A 14,477-nucleotide genomic window follows, 5' to 3' on the forward strand; every position below is an offset into this window, starting at 1 on the left:
CGGCAGTGCTGGTCCCGGGCGGCCTACTCCGCAGCCCTGTCCGGTTCTCGTGCGCGATCCTGCGGGACGTCAAGACGTTCCAATTCCGTTCTCATGAGCTGTCGGGATCGGCTGCTACTCTGTTGGCATGTGCCCGGTGACCTGCCGGCTCGAAGCTGCCGACGAGGCTAATTTGGTCCTCGACCACGCCGGCCAGGTCAACGTGTTCCTGGTTGCCGGCTTGCTGACGCAGGGCGGCTTCGTCGGGTCCGATGGCAGCCCGGACCTGACCGCCCTGCGCGTCTCCCTTGGCGAGCGCATCAAGACGCTGCCACAGCTTCGGAAGATAGCTGAGGCCACGGGCCGCCGGCACCGATGGGTTGAGGTGCAGCCAGACCTCGATTACCACATCCGGCTCGTCGGGGCCGTCGACGGTCTTACCGGCCTGGAGCAGAAATGCGGGCAGTTGATGACGGTGCCGCTGGGACTGGATCGCCCGCTCTGGGAGATTCTAGTGGTTCCGGGTGCGGCTGTGGGGGCTCTAGGGATCGTGCTACGCATACACCATGTAATCGCCGACGGGATGGCGGCGGCCGCGATCGTGCAGCAGCTCTTCGACCCTGCAGTAGCCGGGCCCGCTGCAGCGTACGTGCCTCTTGTCCGACCAGCGGGGACGGCTCCGGGCCGCGATGTGCGGCAGGTGCTCGGGAGGCTTCGTTCCGGACTGCGCCGTATCCGAATGACCCTCAGAGGCCGGGAGGTGGGTCCCACGGTGCTGCTCGGTGAGCTTAGCCCCGATCGCGGGGTCGTATTCCTGGATGTCGATCTTGCTGCGCTCGAGGAGCATGTCCGGCCGTTGGGCGCCACAGTCAACGACGCCCTGCTCGCTGCAGCAGCGGTGGCCTACCGGGGGGTGCTGTCAGCGGCCGGCGAGCGGATTCCATCCCGGCTCCCCGTCTCGGTGCCGGTCGCGCTGCAGCGCCGCGGGACAGCGGGAAATCAGGTCGGGGTCATGCTCGTACGGCTGCCCCTCGGCCAAGACGACTCCGACGTTCGTGTGCGGATCATTGCGGAGCAGACCCGCGAGGAGAAGGCACTGGCCAGACAGCAGGGAACGCTCGAGTTCATGCGCGGCCCGACCGGTGCACGCATCATGGACCGTATCGGTCGGCACCAGCATCTCGTCGCAGGGTTTGTCACGAATGTGCCCGGTCAAGCAGATATCTTCCGCCTCGCGGGTGCCCCTGTAGTCGCGATCTGGCCGGTTGGCGTGCTCGCAGCCAACGTCCGGCTCGGTGTCGCGGCCGTCTCCTACGCCGGCCGGCTCCGCTGCAGCGTCCATTTCGACGCGGATAACGTGCCCGGAAGAATTTTCGCAGTGGCCATGGGCAACGAGCTGGCGCGCTTGACCAGCTGACACTCCGCCAACTCGCCGTTGTCCCTCCTGCACCAGAAGGGACAGGCAACATTGCCCTCTAGGCACGTCCGTCAGTTCGGGCCAGAATCTAACCATGGCTGGAGTGGAGCCGTGGTCAAGAAAGCGGAAAGCCAAGTCCGCTAAGAATCGGCGTCGATTCAGCTATGCAGTCGCGGTGATCGTCAACGCGGCCCTGTTCGGTGTGGTCAATGGTTGGCCTGGGTGGCAGTCCGTGCCCATTCTGACCGATGAGACGCCCCAAGTCTTGCCGATCTTCAATGCCTCGCTCGTCGTCGGCTTCGTCAGCAATGTGCTTAATTTGGTCTTCGATTCGGAGAAGCTCAAGATCCTCGGTGAACTCGTGACTTCCGCGCTCGGAGCAGCCGTCATCCTGCGTACCTGGGCAGTGTTTCCGTTCGACTTCCATGGTTCTACCGCGCCCTGGGACCTGGTGACCCGGGTCCTACTCGGGTTCGCGTTAGCCGGATGCTGCATCAGCATCATCGTCCAAGTGGTTTTTCTGGTGCGTTTATCGCGACGGGTCTCGCCTCTCAACTGACGCCACGATCTACGCGGCCGAACCGCACTGGTCACCGATTCACCGGAATTGCCCTGAGAAAGGAAGAGAAAGTGAAAGCACTGGTATTCGACGGTCCCGGGAAGAAATCCTGGACCGAGGTCCCGGATCCCTCTATCCAAAACCCGACCGATGCCATCGTCCGCGTGGATACCACCACAATTTGCGGAACGGATCTTCACATCCTCAAAGGCGATGTCCCCGCCGTTCAAAGCGGAAGAATCCTGGGCCATGAAGGTGTGGGAACGGTCGTGGCAACCGGGTCTTCCGTCACGGGCCTCCGCGCCGGGGACCGCGCCATCATCTCCTGTATCAAATCCTGCGGACACTGCGTCAGTTGCAAGACCGGGCTTTACTCCCACTGTCACGGGGAGGAAGGGGCTTCGGGTATCGGATGGATTTTCGGTCATCTGATCGACGGTACGCAGGCCGAATATGTCCGCGTCCCTTATGCCGACAATTCGTTGCACAAGCTCCCCGAGGGGGTGACGGATGAACAAGCTGTGATGCTCTCGGACATCCTCCCGACCGGGTTTGAAATTGGAGTCCAGTATGGCCGGGTCAAGCCGGGCGACACGGTCGTGGTGGTCGGGGCAGGGCCGGTGGGCCTAGCCGCGATCGCTACCGCCGGCCTGTACGGAGCAGCGTCAGTCATTGCCATGGATCTGGACGAGCACCGGCTACAGCAAGCCCGGGACTTCGGGGCCAGCACCGCTATCTCGTCGCGTTCACCGGATTGGAAAGAGCAAGTGCTGGCGCTGACCGACGGGCTAGGTGCAGACGTAGCCATAGAGGCCGTTGGGATCCCCGAAACCTTCGAAATGGCCGTGGAGCTAGTTCGCCCGGGCGGGAATGTAGCCAACGTTGGCGTTCACGGGAGATCGGTAGAACTCCATCTGGAGAATTTGTGGATCCAGAACATCAACATCAGCACGGGATTAGTCAATGCCAACACCACTCCCATGCTCCTGAAACTGGTGGCCCAACATCGGATTCCCGCGGAAAAGTTCGCTACGCATAATTTCCAACTCACGGAAATAATTGATGCCTACGACACCTTCTCTCGGGCTGCGGAAACCAAAGCCCTCAAAGTAGTCCTCACCCAGTGAGCGGCACTTAGCAGCGCAGACCTCCCTGTCCAGTGTGCGCTGCGTTTCCGCAGCGAACAGGTGCAGGCATGAGGCGCGCCGAACCGGCCCGCCGGCAAGGTGCCTGAGGTGCCGCTCCTACCTCTGGTTGTGATCATCAAGACAGAGTAGGTCGTGGAACGGCATCCTCGCTGGCCCCCCGACCTGGAGGTCCAGCGTCGCTGAGTCACGTCTTTGGCAGCGATCCTCTCCTTTCGCGGGGTGCTGCGGCGCTGCCAGCCGCCATGACAACGCTGCAATCTGGTCCGAGACAATTCCCAGATTCTTGGCAGCAACCCGAGGGAGCGCTCACAGGCTGACCGAAGGATCCTCCCAGCATCCGCGCCCAGGATGGGAACCGAGGAAGGCAACGGGGAAGTGGGGAGCGGACGTGGATACACGAAGCAGAGGGAAACGGCTGGTGCACGTCGTGACCGCGGCCATCAGTCTAGGCAGCGTGGCTGTTGTCGGTATCGGCGCAGCCGTGGTCTATGCAGCAGCGCAGCCGAGCACGAGCAATCCCGTGGTCTCTGGACAAAATCACAACCAGAGCCAGGGGACCGGCAACGCCGACGGAGATGATTCAGGCTCCGGATTTTCCGGGCAAAGCGGTGACTCTGGGTTCAGCCCGGTCCAGCCCGGCACCGGAGGAAACATCCAGGGCCTTTCCTCGGGGTCGTGATCATGCCGCATCAGCCCAAATCGTTAGAGCCGGCAGCGTGCCGCTCTGATTGGTCCGTGTGGGGCCTGGAGGCCTCCGTAGTCGTGTGCGACCCGGGCGTTCTGGGCGCGGCCGAGGAGATTGTCCGGGCTGTCACGGCGTCAGTGGATGAGGCATGCAGTCGCTTCCGGCCCGACTCCGAGTTGGCCAGGCTGCAAGCGCGCTTAGCGGCCGGGGCTACGGTGAGCCCGTTGCTGGGCAGCCTGGTCGAAAGTGCTCTCGCTGCTGCCCGGTGGACGGACGGCGATGTCGATCCGACTCTCGGGAAGGACCTTGAAGCGCTCGGCTATGACCGGGACATCGGCGAAATCCAGGTCTGGCCGCCTGAAACCATCAGCCAGCAGGCAGGCCTGGGTCTGGTGAGGCCTCGGCAGAAAAGGTATGTCTCCGGCTGGTCCCGGGTATCTCTCCGAAATGGCATATTGACGGTGCCAGACGATGTCCGGCTGGACCTGGGTGCGACCGCAAAGGCGGTCGCAGCGGATATGGCGGCCTCCCGCATATGGGCCGAGCTCGGGACCGGCGCATTGGTTTCCCTGGGTGGAGACCTCTCCGCCGCTGGCCCAGCCCCGGAAGGTGGCTGGCAGATTTTGGTGCAGGACGTGCCGGCGGATCCGGCCCAGCAGGTCTCCCTGTCGACTGGCTGCGGCATGGCAACCTCGAGCACGCAAAAGCGGCGTTGGCGACAGGCGGGAACGTCCGTGCACCATATTTTGGATCCACGCTTCGGCTTGCCTGCCGCCCCGGTCTGGCGTTCAGTCACGGTGGCTGCGCCCTCCTGTCTCGAGGCCAATGCCTTGAGCACCGCCGCCGTCGTGCGTGGCCTTGGCGCAGTGGGGTGGTTCCTTCGGCATGAAATCTCAGGGCGTTTGGTGGATGGACACGGGCGGACGACGACGACCGGGCGCTGGCCTTCCGACCAGGACGCGGCCAAGGAGCGGCTGTCATGAATGAAGCTGCCTGGGCGGTGGGGCGAATGAGCGGGTTTGTAGCACTGTTTCTGTTCACCGGTTCCGTCCTGCTGGGTATCGTGTCCCGCTCCGGACGGCCGGTATTCGGGCTGCCGAGATTCTCGGTGACCATGTTGCACCGCAACGTCGCCTTGTTGGGCACCGTCTTCCTGGCACTGCACGTGGGCAGCCTGATGTTGGATCCACTTGCCCGGCTCAATCCCATTGACCTGCTGGTTCCATTTCTTGGGTCGTTCCGCCCGTTCTGGCAGGGACTGGGAACGGTAGCACTGGATCTTGTGCTGGCGGTTGTGATCACCGCTTTGCTGCGTCACCGCATTGGACAACGTGTCTTCAAAGCCGCGCATTGGATCACCTACGCAGCGTGGCCCGTCGCGCTGGCTCATGCCGTCGGCAACGGCACCAACGGAACTGACAAGCTCTTCTTGGTCTCAGCGGCTGCTTCGGTAGCCGCGGTCTTCGGCGCCATCCTCTGGCGTCTGTCGCCCACCTTCCTGGAAACCTCCCGGGCCCGTCAGAGTTTGGGCGGAGAGGAACGGTTCCAATGAGATGGCCAACCGCAGCTCTCCGGCATGTTCCTCCCGCACTTTCTCCGGGCGGTGCTGCGCGGCTTTTCCTGGCCGGGTCCCGGGCCGGTTACTCCGAGCATCTACAGGCCTACGGGAGCCTCGACATCGGAGCCGTGACCTCGGGCTTCATTGGCGTGTTGGAGGCGTCCGGCCTCACCGGCCGCGGTGGAGCGGCTTTTGCATCCTGGCGCAAGATGGCTGCCGCGGCCGATTCCGGCGGCCGCGGTCTGTTTTCGCCCCGCCCGGTGGTGATAGCCAACGGTGCGGAGGGGGAACCACTCAGCCATAAGGACGCTGCCCTGTTGGCGAATGCGCCGCATTTGGTGCTGGATGGTGTGTTGGTGGCGGCCGCCGCGTTGCAGGCGTCCCGTGCCTACATTTATGTGACACCGGAAACCATGTCCTCAGTGCAGTCCGCCGTCGCAGAGCGCAGGGATGCGCGCCATATCCGGCCGGTGAAGGCGGACGATACATTCATTTCCGGCGAAGCCAGCGCGGTAGTGAACAGGATCTCGGGGGGCCCGTCGCTTCCGATGGACAAGCGCCGCCGGCTCAGTGATGCAGGGCTCAAGGGACGCCCCACCCTTGTGCTTAACGTAGAATCGCTCGCCCATATCGGGCTGCTGGCGCGCTTTGGCGTTGACTGGTTCAGAAGCTCCGGCACGGCCCGGGACCCGGGCACCCGACTGGTTACCGTGGCAGGTGCTGGGCCGGACCAGGTTCTTGAGGTAGCTGGCGATGCTTCCCTGCACGGCATTCTGCGCAGCGTCGGGATTGGTCCGGAGGAGTTGTCTGCCGTCCTCATTGGCGGATATCACGGCCGATGGGTGAGGCCGTTGGACTACCGACTCTCGCCTTCTGGCCCCATTGCAACGGTGGTTCGGCCCGGAGCGGGGGTCATCTATGTTTTGCACGCGGATCAGTGCGGGCTGGCAGCCACCGCGCAAATTGCCGGATATCTGGCCGATCAAAGCGCAAGGCAATGCGGCCCATGCATGTTTGGCCTTCCTGCCATGGCAGGCGTGTTGAACCGTCTTGCCTATGGCGAGCGGAACTCGGGGTTGGTGACTGAGATCGAACGGCTGGGCGGCATGGTCACAGGCCGCGGGTCCTGCCATCATCCGGGCGGCACCGTCCGCATGGTCAGCAGTGCACTGGAAACCTTCTCCGAGGATGTCAAGGAGCACCTCTCCGGCCGGTGTACCAGGGTTGTTCGGGGCGCGCGCCATGAATAGTTCTCTCCACGTTGACTGGACCCGGTGCGACGGGAGAGGCCTCTGTACTGAGCTTTTGGCCAGTGTGCTGATGCGTGACGACTGGGGCTACCCCATCTCCCGTCGGCGGGAGGCCATCAGGGGAGAGGTCTCGATTGCTCCCGAACAGGAAGAAGCTGCCCGGGAGGCAGTCATTCTTTGTCCGAAACTCGCGCTCACTCTCAGGCCCCCGGCCAAAAGCGACTGAACGAATCACTCCTGGTACCGCCCTCGTGGATATTCCCGGATACTCGGTTCACCGTCTTCAGGGGGGAACCAAGGACTCACCTCCAGAGTATGAAACCGGAAGCCGGCCAGTTCAGCTTCGGCCGCACCGGAGGTGCTAGATGATTCCGCGGGCTGCGGCAATCTTGAGCACGTCCCGCCGACTTGCCGCGCCGAGTTTACGGTAAATAGATCGCTGGTGCGTCTTAACGGTGTTCACCGATATGAACAGTGCCTTTCCAATATCGGCCGCGGTCATCATCGAGCGCATGTAAGCAAGGACCTCCAATTCACGCTCCGTGAGACGCCAGTACAAGAAGGTCGTCAGGGTGTCGCTGTGGGTATGTTCCTTTAGCTGTGCCGCTACAAAGGCCTCATGGGCGGTGCCCCAGACCGCGTGCTGCATGAGAAGTCCAGCTAATTCGTCCCTACGCTCTGCGAAGGGACGAATGATGCGCTGCGGCTCCGCAAGGGCAACCGCGTGCTCAACCCGCTCGTGCGCTGCGGCCATGTCACCGTCCGTGGCGGCCAGGAGTGCCTCAGTCAGAGCGATACTTGTGCCCGTGTAAGAGTCGCGCTCGCGTTCTGTCACGGCCTTAGTGCAGTTCAGCGCTTCGGCAAATTTTCCGCCACGTCTGAGAAGTTCGGCAAGAAACACATCGACCAGAACAGGATTCTCGCCGTCCTCCAGAGGCTTCACCATCTCCAGCGCGCCAGCCAAGTCTCCTTCGGCTTCGGCGATTTTTGCGTTTGCCATCGTAGACAGGGCACTCCACGAAGGTCCGCGCAGCCCGTTGGCGTGGAGAGACGTCAGCATCTGGCTTGTGTCGGCGAGCTGGGCGGGAATGCCCCGCGCGCAATCGACCAGAACACGGTACATGGCGCTTAATTTATCGATCGAAGATGCGCGACCTCCCGACGGCGAAACCTTGTCCAAATGCGCCCGGGCGCCAGCCAGATCATCGATCCAGTAGCTCGCGATTCCCTGTGCCAGCCAGAGGCAGGGAATCCGGCCCTCCGGGCTCCATCCGAGTTCGTCGGCACGGTTTAAAGCGTCGACCACTTGCTCATCAACGGCCACGAAATCGCCCGCCACTGCATACGCCAACGCGATCTCCGATGTGGCGATTAATTCATCAGCCACTGCCGAATGGTTCCTGTCGGCAGCTTTCAGTGTGGGGGAAGGCAGACGGGTGAGGTGCTCGTCCTCAGGCTCACGGACGCCCGACTGTCCCAACAGCGATGTGCCGGTGTCCAGCGGGGCTGGGTGGCGCCGTGCTCCGCCTGAGGTTTCCGACGATCGCCCGGATACTTCGTACACCTGAACGCTGCCATCGTTCGGGATCAGCCCGAGCAAGTCCACATACAGTTCGAACCGCCCCCGACGCACGGTCTCCAGAGCAGACAGACCGGCAGACGCGCGATGGGCAAGGTCCACCGCTGACTGTTCATCGCCGGCAAGTGCACGGCAGATAGACCTGATCATGAGTACTCCGGCGTGGTCACTCCACGGTGACGGCAAGTCAGAGCACAGTTGCTCAAGCGGGGAGCGGCCATTGCGCAGCAGATAATCCAACCAGTGGGCTACCAAGGCGGTCACGACCTGATGAGGATCTCGTCCGGAAATGGCCTGGCTGACACTCTCGGAAATGTCGAGGTCTTGGTAGAAGCGGGCCGCAACTCGGTGGAGGTGCTCTGCTAGAACCCGATTGCGTTCCTGCAGTATTTCCCGGCATTGGGCTGCGAACAGGGGTTGCCAGTGGTAGACGGATTTGTCCCCACGGTAGTCTTTCTCCTCGATGAAAAGTCCCTTTCTAATGCACTCTTGGAGGAGGATGCCGCCGGTTGGCAGCCCGGACAGTGCGACAGCGAGTTCGTGCTCGAGCCAGTCGCTGGTTGTGGCCCGCAAAACGAAGTCTGCCAGTGGGGGATCAAGTTGGCCGAGAACTTCTTCAGCAATGTATTCAGTGAAAGCTCTCTGTGGTGTGAATCCACCGGAACCGTCTTCGTGCACTTTCTTGGCCGGTGTGCCAACAAATCCAGCATGGAGGGCCACCGGCCACCCAGCCGTGGCCCGCCACAGAGCTTCAACATCCAACTCTGGGGCCGCGTTGAGGCTGACAGCCAAGTCCATGGCCTCTCGAAAGGTGAAAGCCAATTCATCACTGCGAAATTCCTCCAACCCGTCGGCATAGCGGAGTTTCTCCAGCCGCAGCGAAGAATGATCGCGGCCGGACAGAATCAGCCGTAAGGCCGGGGGCGCTGAGCTGGTGAGTATCCCGACAATGCCGTCTACTAGTCCCGGACCAGCCAGATGCACGTCATCTATAACGAGGGCTAGTGGTTCCTGCAGCAGGTCGAGTCCCGCAAGTAGATTGTCATAGGACGCTACTTCGTCTTGGGTGTGCGTCCGATCAGCGGCCAGCAAGACGTCGTTCAAGGCAGGGGATATTCCTGCGGCTGTCGACTGTACCGCGGCTAGAACGCCGCGAAACAACCGCTCAGGCCGCGCGTCAAAGCGGTCAAGAGTGAGCCATGCTGAAGGGATGGTTGCATTCCGAACCCAGTCGCTCAAGATGGTGGACTTACCGTAGCCCGCGGGAGCCTCGACGAGGATGAGCCTGTGGGAATCGGCGGCAAGCGACAGGGCCTCGCACAAGCGGGGACGCTCGATGGCCAGCTCCACGCGATGCGGGGGCTTAATCTTGAACTGGGGACTGGGCGATATGTGTCCCACGTCGCTCATGGTAGGCGCAGACCCTGCGATACAACAAGAGCCAAGCGGCATCTCCAGGGCGTCTCTTTCAGCAGATCGAAGGATACGACCAGTCACCTGGCTGCAAGGTCAACAGATCATCCGGGGCGGGTGAGGTCGGGCTGGACCGGTGCGGGGAGTATTTATAGGACCTGCAGTTCCGGCAACAGGAGTCACACATGAAAGTCGGACCCGTTGAAGTGATGATTTGTGCCTTTCGGCGATCGGAGGTCGACGTAAGGGTCATCGATGCGCTGAGAGAGGCGGTTAAGCCCGGTGCCGTGGCCATCATTGACCTGGTATTGCTATCTCGAGACGAGCATGGAGTTGTGCACGTTCGTGATCTGGAAGACCAGCTTCAGGAAGCTTGGTCCGGCCTCATAGATCATCCACGGTTGCTAACGCTCCTCAGCGACACGGATCTCGAAGTCGCAGCTGAATCTATAGGAAACAACGAAACAGCTTTGGTATTAGCGCTAGAACATCGCTGGGCTCAGCACCTTTCTGATGCGGTACAAGATTCAGGAGGGGTGACGACCCTGTACGCGAGAATTCCCCACGAAACAGTAGTCGCAGCCGTCGAAGCCGTCGGCATATCAGCGACCTGAACCGGCCACCGACCACGAGAAATTCTGATGACTTTTGCTAGAAGCGGCCTCCCTGGGCTGCTCGGGACCATTGCGAGATCTGCTGCAATCTCGGGCGCAGCCCGCGTCACAGCAGGTTCAATCGATGATCGCGTCCGTTCCCGCCGGGCTGCAGAACAGCGAGCACTGGGCGTCCCGTCCGCTACCCCTGCCGGTAAAGAGTGGCTGGCTGATCAGCTCGAAATTCTTGCGGAACTTCATGCCGCCCGGGTGCTGACTGATAAGGAATTCGCTGCCGCGAAAGCGCGTCTCCTGTCATGAGCGCTCAGGGAGCAGCTTTACGCCGCTCGCTCCTGTGGATAGCCAGCGACTGCCGCAGTCTAGAACTCAACCCGGCCGCAGTGCGGCCGCCCTCAGTCTGAAGAGGGAACAACCTGAAGAGGGAACAACCGGGGGTCTCGCCCCCTGAAGTGGCTGCAGTTCCCAGCTGACGGCCTGCTCAGAACTGGATCCCCACCGGCCCGGGTCACTGATGGCCACCGGGCACTCCCTGAACGCTTGGCTGCGGTGCGCTAGGGCGATGTGCGCCCTGCCTGGCCGCGGAATCGCCGGCCATTCTGCGCGGCGTCCAGACGCTCGTTGAGGGTCATGGCGGCATCGATCAGTGCCAGATGAGTGAAGGCCTGCGGAAAATTGCCGATCTGCTCTCCGGTGGCAGCGATCTCCTCGGAGTACAACCCGACGTGGTTTGCGTAAGTCAGCATCTTGTCGAACGTCAATCGTGCCTCTTCGAGCCGGCCAGACCGGGCCAGGGCATCGACATACAGGAACGTGCAGAGTGAGAACGTCCCCTCCGAACCGCGCAGCCCGTCGGGGGAGGCACTGGGGTCGTAGCGGTAGACCAAACTATCTGAGACCAGCTCTTTATCCATCGCCCGGAGCGTCGACTGCCACATGGGATCTTGCGGGGACACGAAGCCGACCTGAGGCATCTTCAGCAACGCGGCGTCGAGGACGTTGTCTCCGTACTGCTGGACGAAGGCTTGGCGTTCGCTGCTCCACCCCTTTTCCATGATTTGCTGGTAGATGCCGTCTCGTGCGGCGATCCACCGGTCGAGTGGCGCCGGCCGCCCGTGCGACGCTGCGAGCCGGATGCCCCGGTCAAACGCGACCCAACACATGAGTCTGCCGTACGTGAAGTCTTTGCGGCCGCCCCGGGTCTCCCAGATCCCTTCTTCGGGCTGGTCCCAATTATCGGCAAGCCAATCGAGCAATTCGGAGATGCTGAGCCATCCGGCTTGGCCGATTCCGACACCCGCGCCGTCCAGGTAGTACATCGCATCTAGCGCTTCGCCGTAAATGTCCAACTGGAGTTGGTCGGCCGCGCCGTTTCCAATCCGCACCGGGTAGGAGCCGCGATAACCCTTCCAATCCGTCAGGACTTCCTCGTGCAGTTCTGTGCTGCCATCTACGCGGTACATGATGTCCAGCGGGTAGGAGCCTTCCGCCCGGGGCTCACTAACTCGGTCGCGCAGCCACTGGCTGAAGGCGACAGCCTCATCCACGAAGCCCATGCGGAGCAGCGCGTGTACGGAGAAGGAGCCGTCGCGGATCCAGGTGAATCTGTAGTCCCAGTTGCGTTCCCCGCCGATCTCCTCCGGAAGGCCGGCTGTGGGAGCAGCCACCAGGCTTCCGCTGGGGGCATACGTCAGCAGCTTCAGCGTGATGGCAGACCGCTCCAAGACCGCGCGCCACCGTCCCGTATAGGTGGATTGGCTGAGCCAGTCGTGCCAAAAGTGCGCTGTGTCATCGGCCAGTTGTTGGGCCTCGGCAGGTCGCATCATCTTGGGGGCTACATCCGGACCTGTCTCCAGCACGACGCCGCGCATCTGACCTTCCTCCAAAGTGAGGACAGCCCGCAGCGAACCTTCGTCAGTGGTGGAGACGTCACGGCCTAGCTGTTCTTCGCCCTCCTCCCGGATGAGGCTGAGGCTCAGACGCATGTCGCCCGCGTCGAAGACGGCGCCTGCTTCGGAGACCGTCAGCTCATGGCTCTGACGTCCGTAGTCGAACCGGGGAGCAACCTCAATGTCGAATGAAATCCTTCCTCGAACGCATCGGATCATTCGCACTAGGTCGTGCTTTTGGCTGGGGTCGGTGCCGGTCGTTGGCATGAAATCCATGAGTTCCCCGACCCCTGCCTCCGTCAAGAAACGCGTAATCAGGATCGCTGTGTCGGGGAAGTAGAGCTGCTTTGTCTCGAATGCCTCCTCGCGGGGCCGTGTGGTGAAGTAGCCCCCACGCTCCGGGTCAAGCAAGGAGGCGAAAATGCTGGGCGAATCGAAGCGTGGGCTGCAGAACCAATCAAGTGTGCCGTCGGTAGCAACCAGCGCCGCCGTCTGTAGATCACCGATAAGGCCGTGATCGGCGATCAGTGGGTGTGTGTTCATCACGAAGACCTTTTCTTCAAGTATCTGAGGCTGTTCTGACGGCGGATGCTGAAGAGGCAGTGACCGTTTGGCGGCATCATTTCGTCAGGCTGGAATGTCAGGCTGGAATCATGGCAACTCATTTATATGTTCAGGGTGCCCGCCTGCGGTGTCATCATCCCTGAAGGATGAGCAACCACTGACGGTCCTGTGAAGCTATCTCGAGGCCCCGGGCTCACTGAACGTCCACCGCCACGACCCTCACTTGCGGCAAGCAGCTTCAGAACTCTGCGCCCGCGCATGGACGGAGTCGCCGCGCAGCGGCCTACGCTTGCCGGCGGGCAAATTCGGATGGTGGAGCGTGTATTGAATGAGCGTGAGGGGCGCCCACCTCGCGGGTCCGGAGGCTGGGCAGGCCGTTCGGGGCGGTTCAGAACCGGGTCGTTCGACCGCCGTGGGGAAAGGCGCCATGCTCAGCGCACCGAGGGGAATCGAGATGCTGCTGGGACCGGTAGACGGTGAGAATATGCGGACTTTTCCTGGGGCAGCTGGCTAGGGGCAGCCGCCGCAGCATGCGTTGGGCCCGACGTCCGGAATTCGGCGGGATGAAATTTTAGTCGCGGCGCTTAGCGTAGTCTGCGTATCCCGCCCAGTCGATGACTACGCATTGCTCGTCGCCGAGGACCCACGCATCGTGGCCTGGCGGGACCGACATGTAGTCACCGGCGGCGAACTCGTTTTCTTCGCCGTCGTCCATGACGATCTTCATGCGTCCAGACAGCACATAGCCAGCATGGTTAGCCTGGCAACTGTCCGTTTTGGCAATCGGTTTCACATGCTTGGACCATTGCCAGCCGGGTTCGAAAACGGCCCGTCCGACGCCGCCAGCCTCAAGGTGAACTAGGTCCAGCTTTCCTTTGCCGTCCTCGAAAGGTCGGGTTTCTTCGGGCTCATTCAGACTCTTGCGGATCATGCCAGCCATGAGGATCTCCTTTGAACCAAAAGGTGCGATGCTCAAAGTTTGGCAGCCGGCCGGGAGCGGGTCAATGAGTCGGCAAAGGGTGGCAGCGAGGGCAGCGCGGGCTTCACAACCGGCGAAAAGAGGTTGAGGAAGTGGCAAATAGGAGTGAGAGGCCGGCTGCCCGCGCAGCCGAAGAGGCGGCAAGAGCCCCCGCTGGTTCAGGAAGTATCAGCTGCCGATAGTGGGAGCAGAACGCAACTTATTCGAATCCAGCCCTTGTTGCATCGTCCAGAGTGATTTCCCATGTTTGCGGGGGCGCGATCGTGAACCGGCGGCCTGTAATGGCGGCGGGGGTGATCCGAACGAAGCGGTCCTTGGTCCCTGGACTCCACGGAAACAGGAGTTGGGCGACGTCGGTCCGGAATTCTTCGGTCGGTTCCACCTCTGCCGCCTGTCCTTTGACAACCACACTCCAGGCTACATTGGTGCGGCCGTTGATGTGATCCGCTTCCAATGCCACCGGTTTTCCCTCCAACGCCGCGGATAGTTTGGTGCCCGGCGCAGTGCGAAAAACGATGCTTTGTTTGTCAGTTCGGAAGTTGAGCGGAAACAGCTCAGGGTGGTCGTCGACCCAGACAGCAAGACGGCCCAGCGCAACACCACGAAGCAGTCGCCAGCACTCGTCTGCCTCCAGAACTTCAACGGTGGGCGGTGAGGGCTTGTTCTCCATGGCGGCGAGCCTACTCTCAACCCAAGCGGCGAGCCAGTGTCAGCATTCTCTCGACTTTGACTCCTGGCCACCCGGCCTGGGGAGCGATCCCGGTCCCAAGCCAAGTGCTTGCTCAGACCTCCGCCGTGCACATTGACTCCTGGGGAGCCTTGGCCAGTGGACTTCCCGCGGCTCGG

12 protein-coding genes are annotated in these 14,477 nt (G+C 62.0%); 8 read left to right on the forward strand and 4 right to left on the reverse strand.

Translation table 11 applies throughout. The features are described from left to right. The first annotated feature begins 127 nt into the window (after window positions 1-127). From ACWF5H_RS05570 to ACWF5H_RS05600, 7 genes are all read left to right on the forward strand, one after another. Window positions 128-1,396: a wax ester/triacylglycerol synthase domain-containing protein gene (locus tag ACWF5H_RS05570; protein WP_452035453.1), complete on the forward strand. Its 1,269-nt coding sequence runs from the start codon at window positions 128-130 to the stop codon at window positions 1,394-1,396. 94 nt (window positions 1,397-1,490) lie between these two features. Next, window positions 1,491-1,955 carry a hypothetical protein gene (locus tag ACWF5H_RS05575; RefSeq protein WP_452035454.1) on the forward strand — a complete coding sequence of 155 codons (465 nt, stop codon included), beginning with the start codon at window positions 1,491-1,493 and terminating at the stop codon, window positions 1,953-1,955. A 71-nt stretch (window positions 1,956-2,026) separates the two neighbouring features. Beyond that, a complete protein-coding gene (locus ACWF5H_RS05580) occupies window positions 2,027-3,082 on the forward strand; it encodes a zinc-dependent alcohol dehydrogenase family protein (protein WP_452035456.1) in 1,056 nt (351 codons plus the stop codon). 702 nt (window positions 3,083-3,784) lie between these two features. Continuing rightward, the gene (locus ACWF5H_RS05585; protein WP_452036043.1) at window positions 3,785-4,771 is read left to right on the forward strand and encodes an FAD:protein FMN transferase; all 987 of its coding nucleotides are present in this window, start codon (window positions 3,785-3,787) and stop codon (window positions 4,769-4,771) included. Beyond that, window positions 4,768-5,340 carry a ferric reductase-like transmembrane domain-containing protein gene (locus ACWF5H_RS05590; RefSeq protein WP_452035458.1) on the forward strand — a complete coding sequence of 191 codons (573 nt, stop codon included), beginning with the start codon at window positions 4,768-4,770 and terminating at the stop codon, window positions 5,338-5,340. The genes ACWF5H_RS05585 and ACWF5H_RS05590 overlap by 4 nt, the downstream gene beginning before the upstream one ends. Next, window positions 5,337-6,596, forward strand: a complete 1,260-nt coding sequence (locus ACWF5H_RS05595) for an NADH-ubiquinone oxidoreductase-F iron-sulfur binding region domain-containing protein (protein ID WP_452035460.1) — start codon at window positions 5,337-5,339, stop codon at window positions 6,594-6,596. Before ACWF5H_RS05590 ends, ACWF5H_RS05595 begins: the two co-directional genes overlap by 4 nt. Beyond that, a complete protein-coding gene (locus ACWF5H_RS05600; protein ID WP_452035462.1) occupies window positions 6,589-6,822 on the forward strand; it encodes a ferredoxin in 234 nt (77 codons plus the stop codon). Before ACWF5H_RS05595 ends, ACWF5H_RS05600 begins: the two co-directional genes overlap by 8 nt. Before the next feature lie 135 nt (window positions 6,823-6,957). On the opposite strand, the gene ACWF5H_RS05605 is transcribed toward ACWF5H_RS05600, so the two are convergent. Further along, on the reverse strand, window positions 6,958-9,585 hold the full coding sequence (locus tag ACWF5H_RS05605; protein ID WP_452035464.1) for a LuxR C-terminal-related transcriptional regulator: 2,628 nt from the start codon (window positions 9,583-9,585) through the stop codon (window positions 6,958-6,960). 188 nt (window positions 9,586-9,773) lie between these two features. Here ACWF5H_RS05605 and ACWF5H_RS05610 point away from each other — a divergent pair, with 188 nt between their 5' ends. Next, entirely contained in the window at window positions 9,774-10,202 is a 429-nt protein-coding gene (locus ACWF5H_RS05610; RefSeq protein WP_452035466.1) for a DUF6325 family protein, read from the forward strand. A gap of 551 nt (window positions 10,203-10,753) precedes the next feature. Here ACWF5H_RS05610 and ACWF5H_RS05615 read toward each other — a convergent pair. The 3 genes from ACWF5H_RS05615 to ACWF5H_RS05625 all read right to left on the reverse strand — a co-directional run bounded on the left by ACWF5H_RS05615 (window position 10,754) and on the right by ACWF5H_RS05625 (window position 14,301). Further along, window positions 10,754-12,631, reverse strand: coding sequence for a glycoside hydrolase family 15 protein (locus ACWF5H_RS05615; protein WP_452035467.1), 1,878 nt, complete (start codon window positions 12,629-12,631; stop codon window positions 10,754-10,756). A 592-nt stretch (window positions 12,632-13,223) separates the two neighbouring features. Then, a complete protein-coding gene (locus ACWF5H_RS05620) occupies window positions 13,224-13,592 on the reverse strand; it encodes a cupin domain-containing protein (protein WP_452035469.1) in 369 nt (122 codons plus the stop codon). 238 nt (window positions 13,593-13,830) lie between these two features. After that, window positions 13,831-14,301: a pyridoxamine 5'-phosphate oxidase family protein gene (locus ACWF5H_RS05625; protein ID WP_452035471.1), complete on the reverse strand. Its 471-nt coding sequence runs from the start codon at window positions 14,299-14,301 to the stop codon at window positions 13,831-13,833. Window positions 14,302-14,477: the final 176 nt, after the last annotated feature.

Source organism: Arthrobacter sp. NPDC055138 (assembly GCF_053607305.1).

What these genes read in the sequence shown, in the direction of transcription:
- ACWF5H_RS05610 (WP_452035466.1), top strand. Translation starts at nt 9,774, where the DNA reads ATGAAAGTCGGACCCGTTGAAGTGATGATTTGTGCCTTTCGGCGATCG.
- ACWF5H_RS05615 (WP_452035467.1), bottom strand. Translation starts at nt 12,631, where the DNA reads ATGAACACACACCCACTGATCGCCGATCACGGCCTTATCGGTGATCTA.
- ACWF5H_RS05605 (WP_452035464.1), bottom strand. Translation starts at nt 9,585, where the DNA reads ATGAGCGACGTGGGACACATATCGCCCAGTCCCCAGTTCAAGATTAAG.
- ACWF5H_RS05625 (WP_452035471.1), bottom strand. Translation starts at nt 14,301, where the DNA reads ATGGAGAACAAGCCCTCACCGCCCACCGTTGAAGTTCTGGAGGCAGAC.
- ACWF5H_RS05600 (WP_452035462.1), top strand. Translation starts at nt 6,589, where the DNA reads ATGAATAGTTCTCTCCACGTTGACTGGACCCGGTGCGACGGGAGAGGC.
- ACWF5H_RS05575 (WP_452035454.1), top strand. Translation starts at nt 1,491, where the DNA reads ATGGCTGGAGTGGAGCCGTGGTCAAGAAAGCGGAAAGCCAAGTCCGCT.
- ACWF5H_RS05620 (WP_452035469.1), bottom strand. Translation starts at nt 13,592, where the DNA reads ATGGCTGGCATGATCCGCAAGAGTCTGAATGAGCCCGAAGAAACCCGA.
- ACWF5H_RS05595 (WP_452035460.1), top strand. Translation starts at nt 5,337, where the DNA reads ATGAGATGGCCAACCGCAGCTCTCCGGCATGTTCCTCCCGCACTTTCT.
- ACWF5H_RS05590 (WP_452035458.1), top strand. Translation starts at nt 4,768, where the DNA reads ATGAATGAAGCTGCCTGGGCGGTGGGGCGAATGAGCGGGTTTGTAGCA.
- ACWF5H_RS05570 (WP_452035453.1), top strand. Translation starts at nt 128, where the DNA reads ATGTGCCCGGTGACCTGCCGGCTCGAAGCTGCCGACGAGGCTAATTTG.
- ACWF5H_RS05585 (WP_452036043.1), top strand. Translation starts at nt 3,785, where the DNA reads ATGCCGCATCAGCCCAAATCGTTAGAGCCGGCAGCGTGCCGCTCTGAT.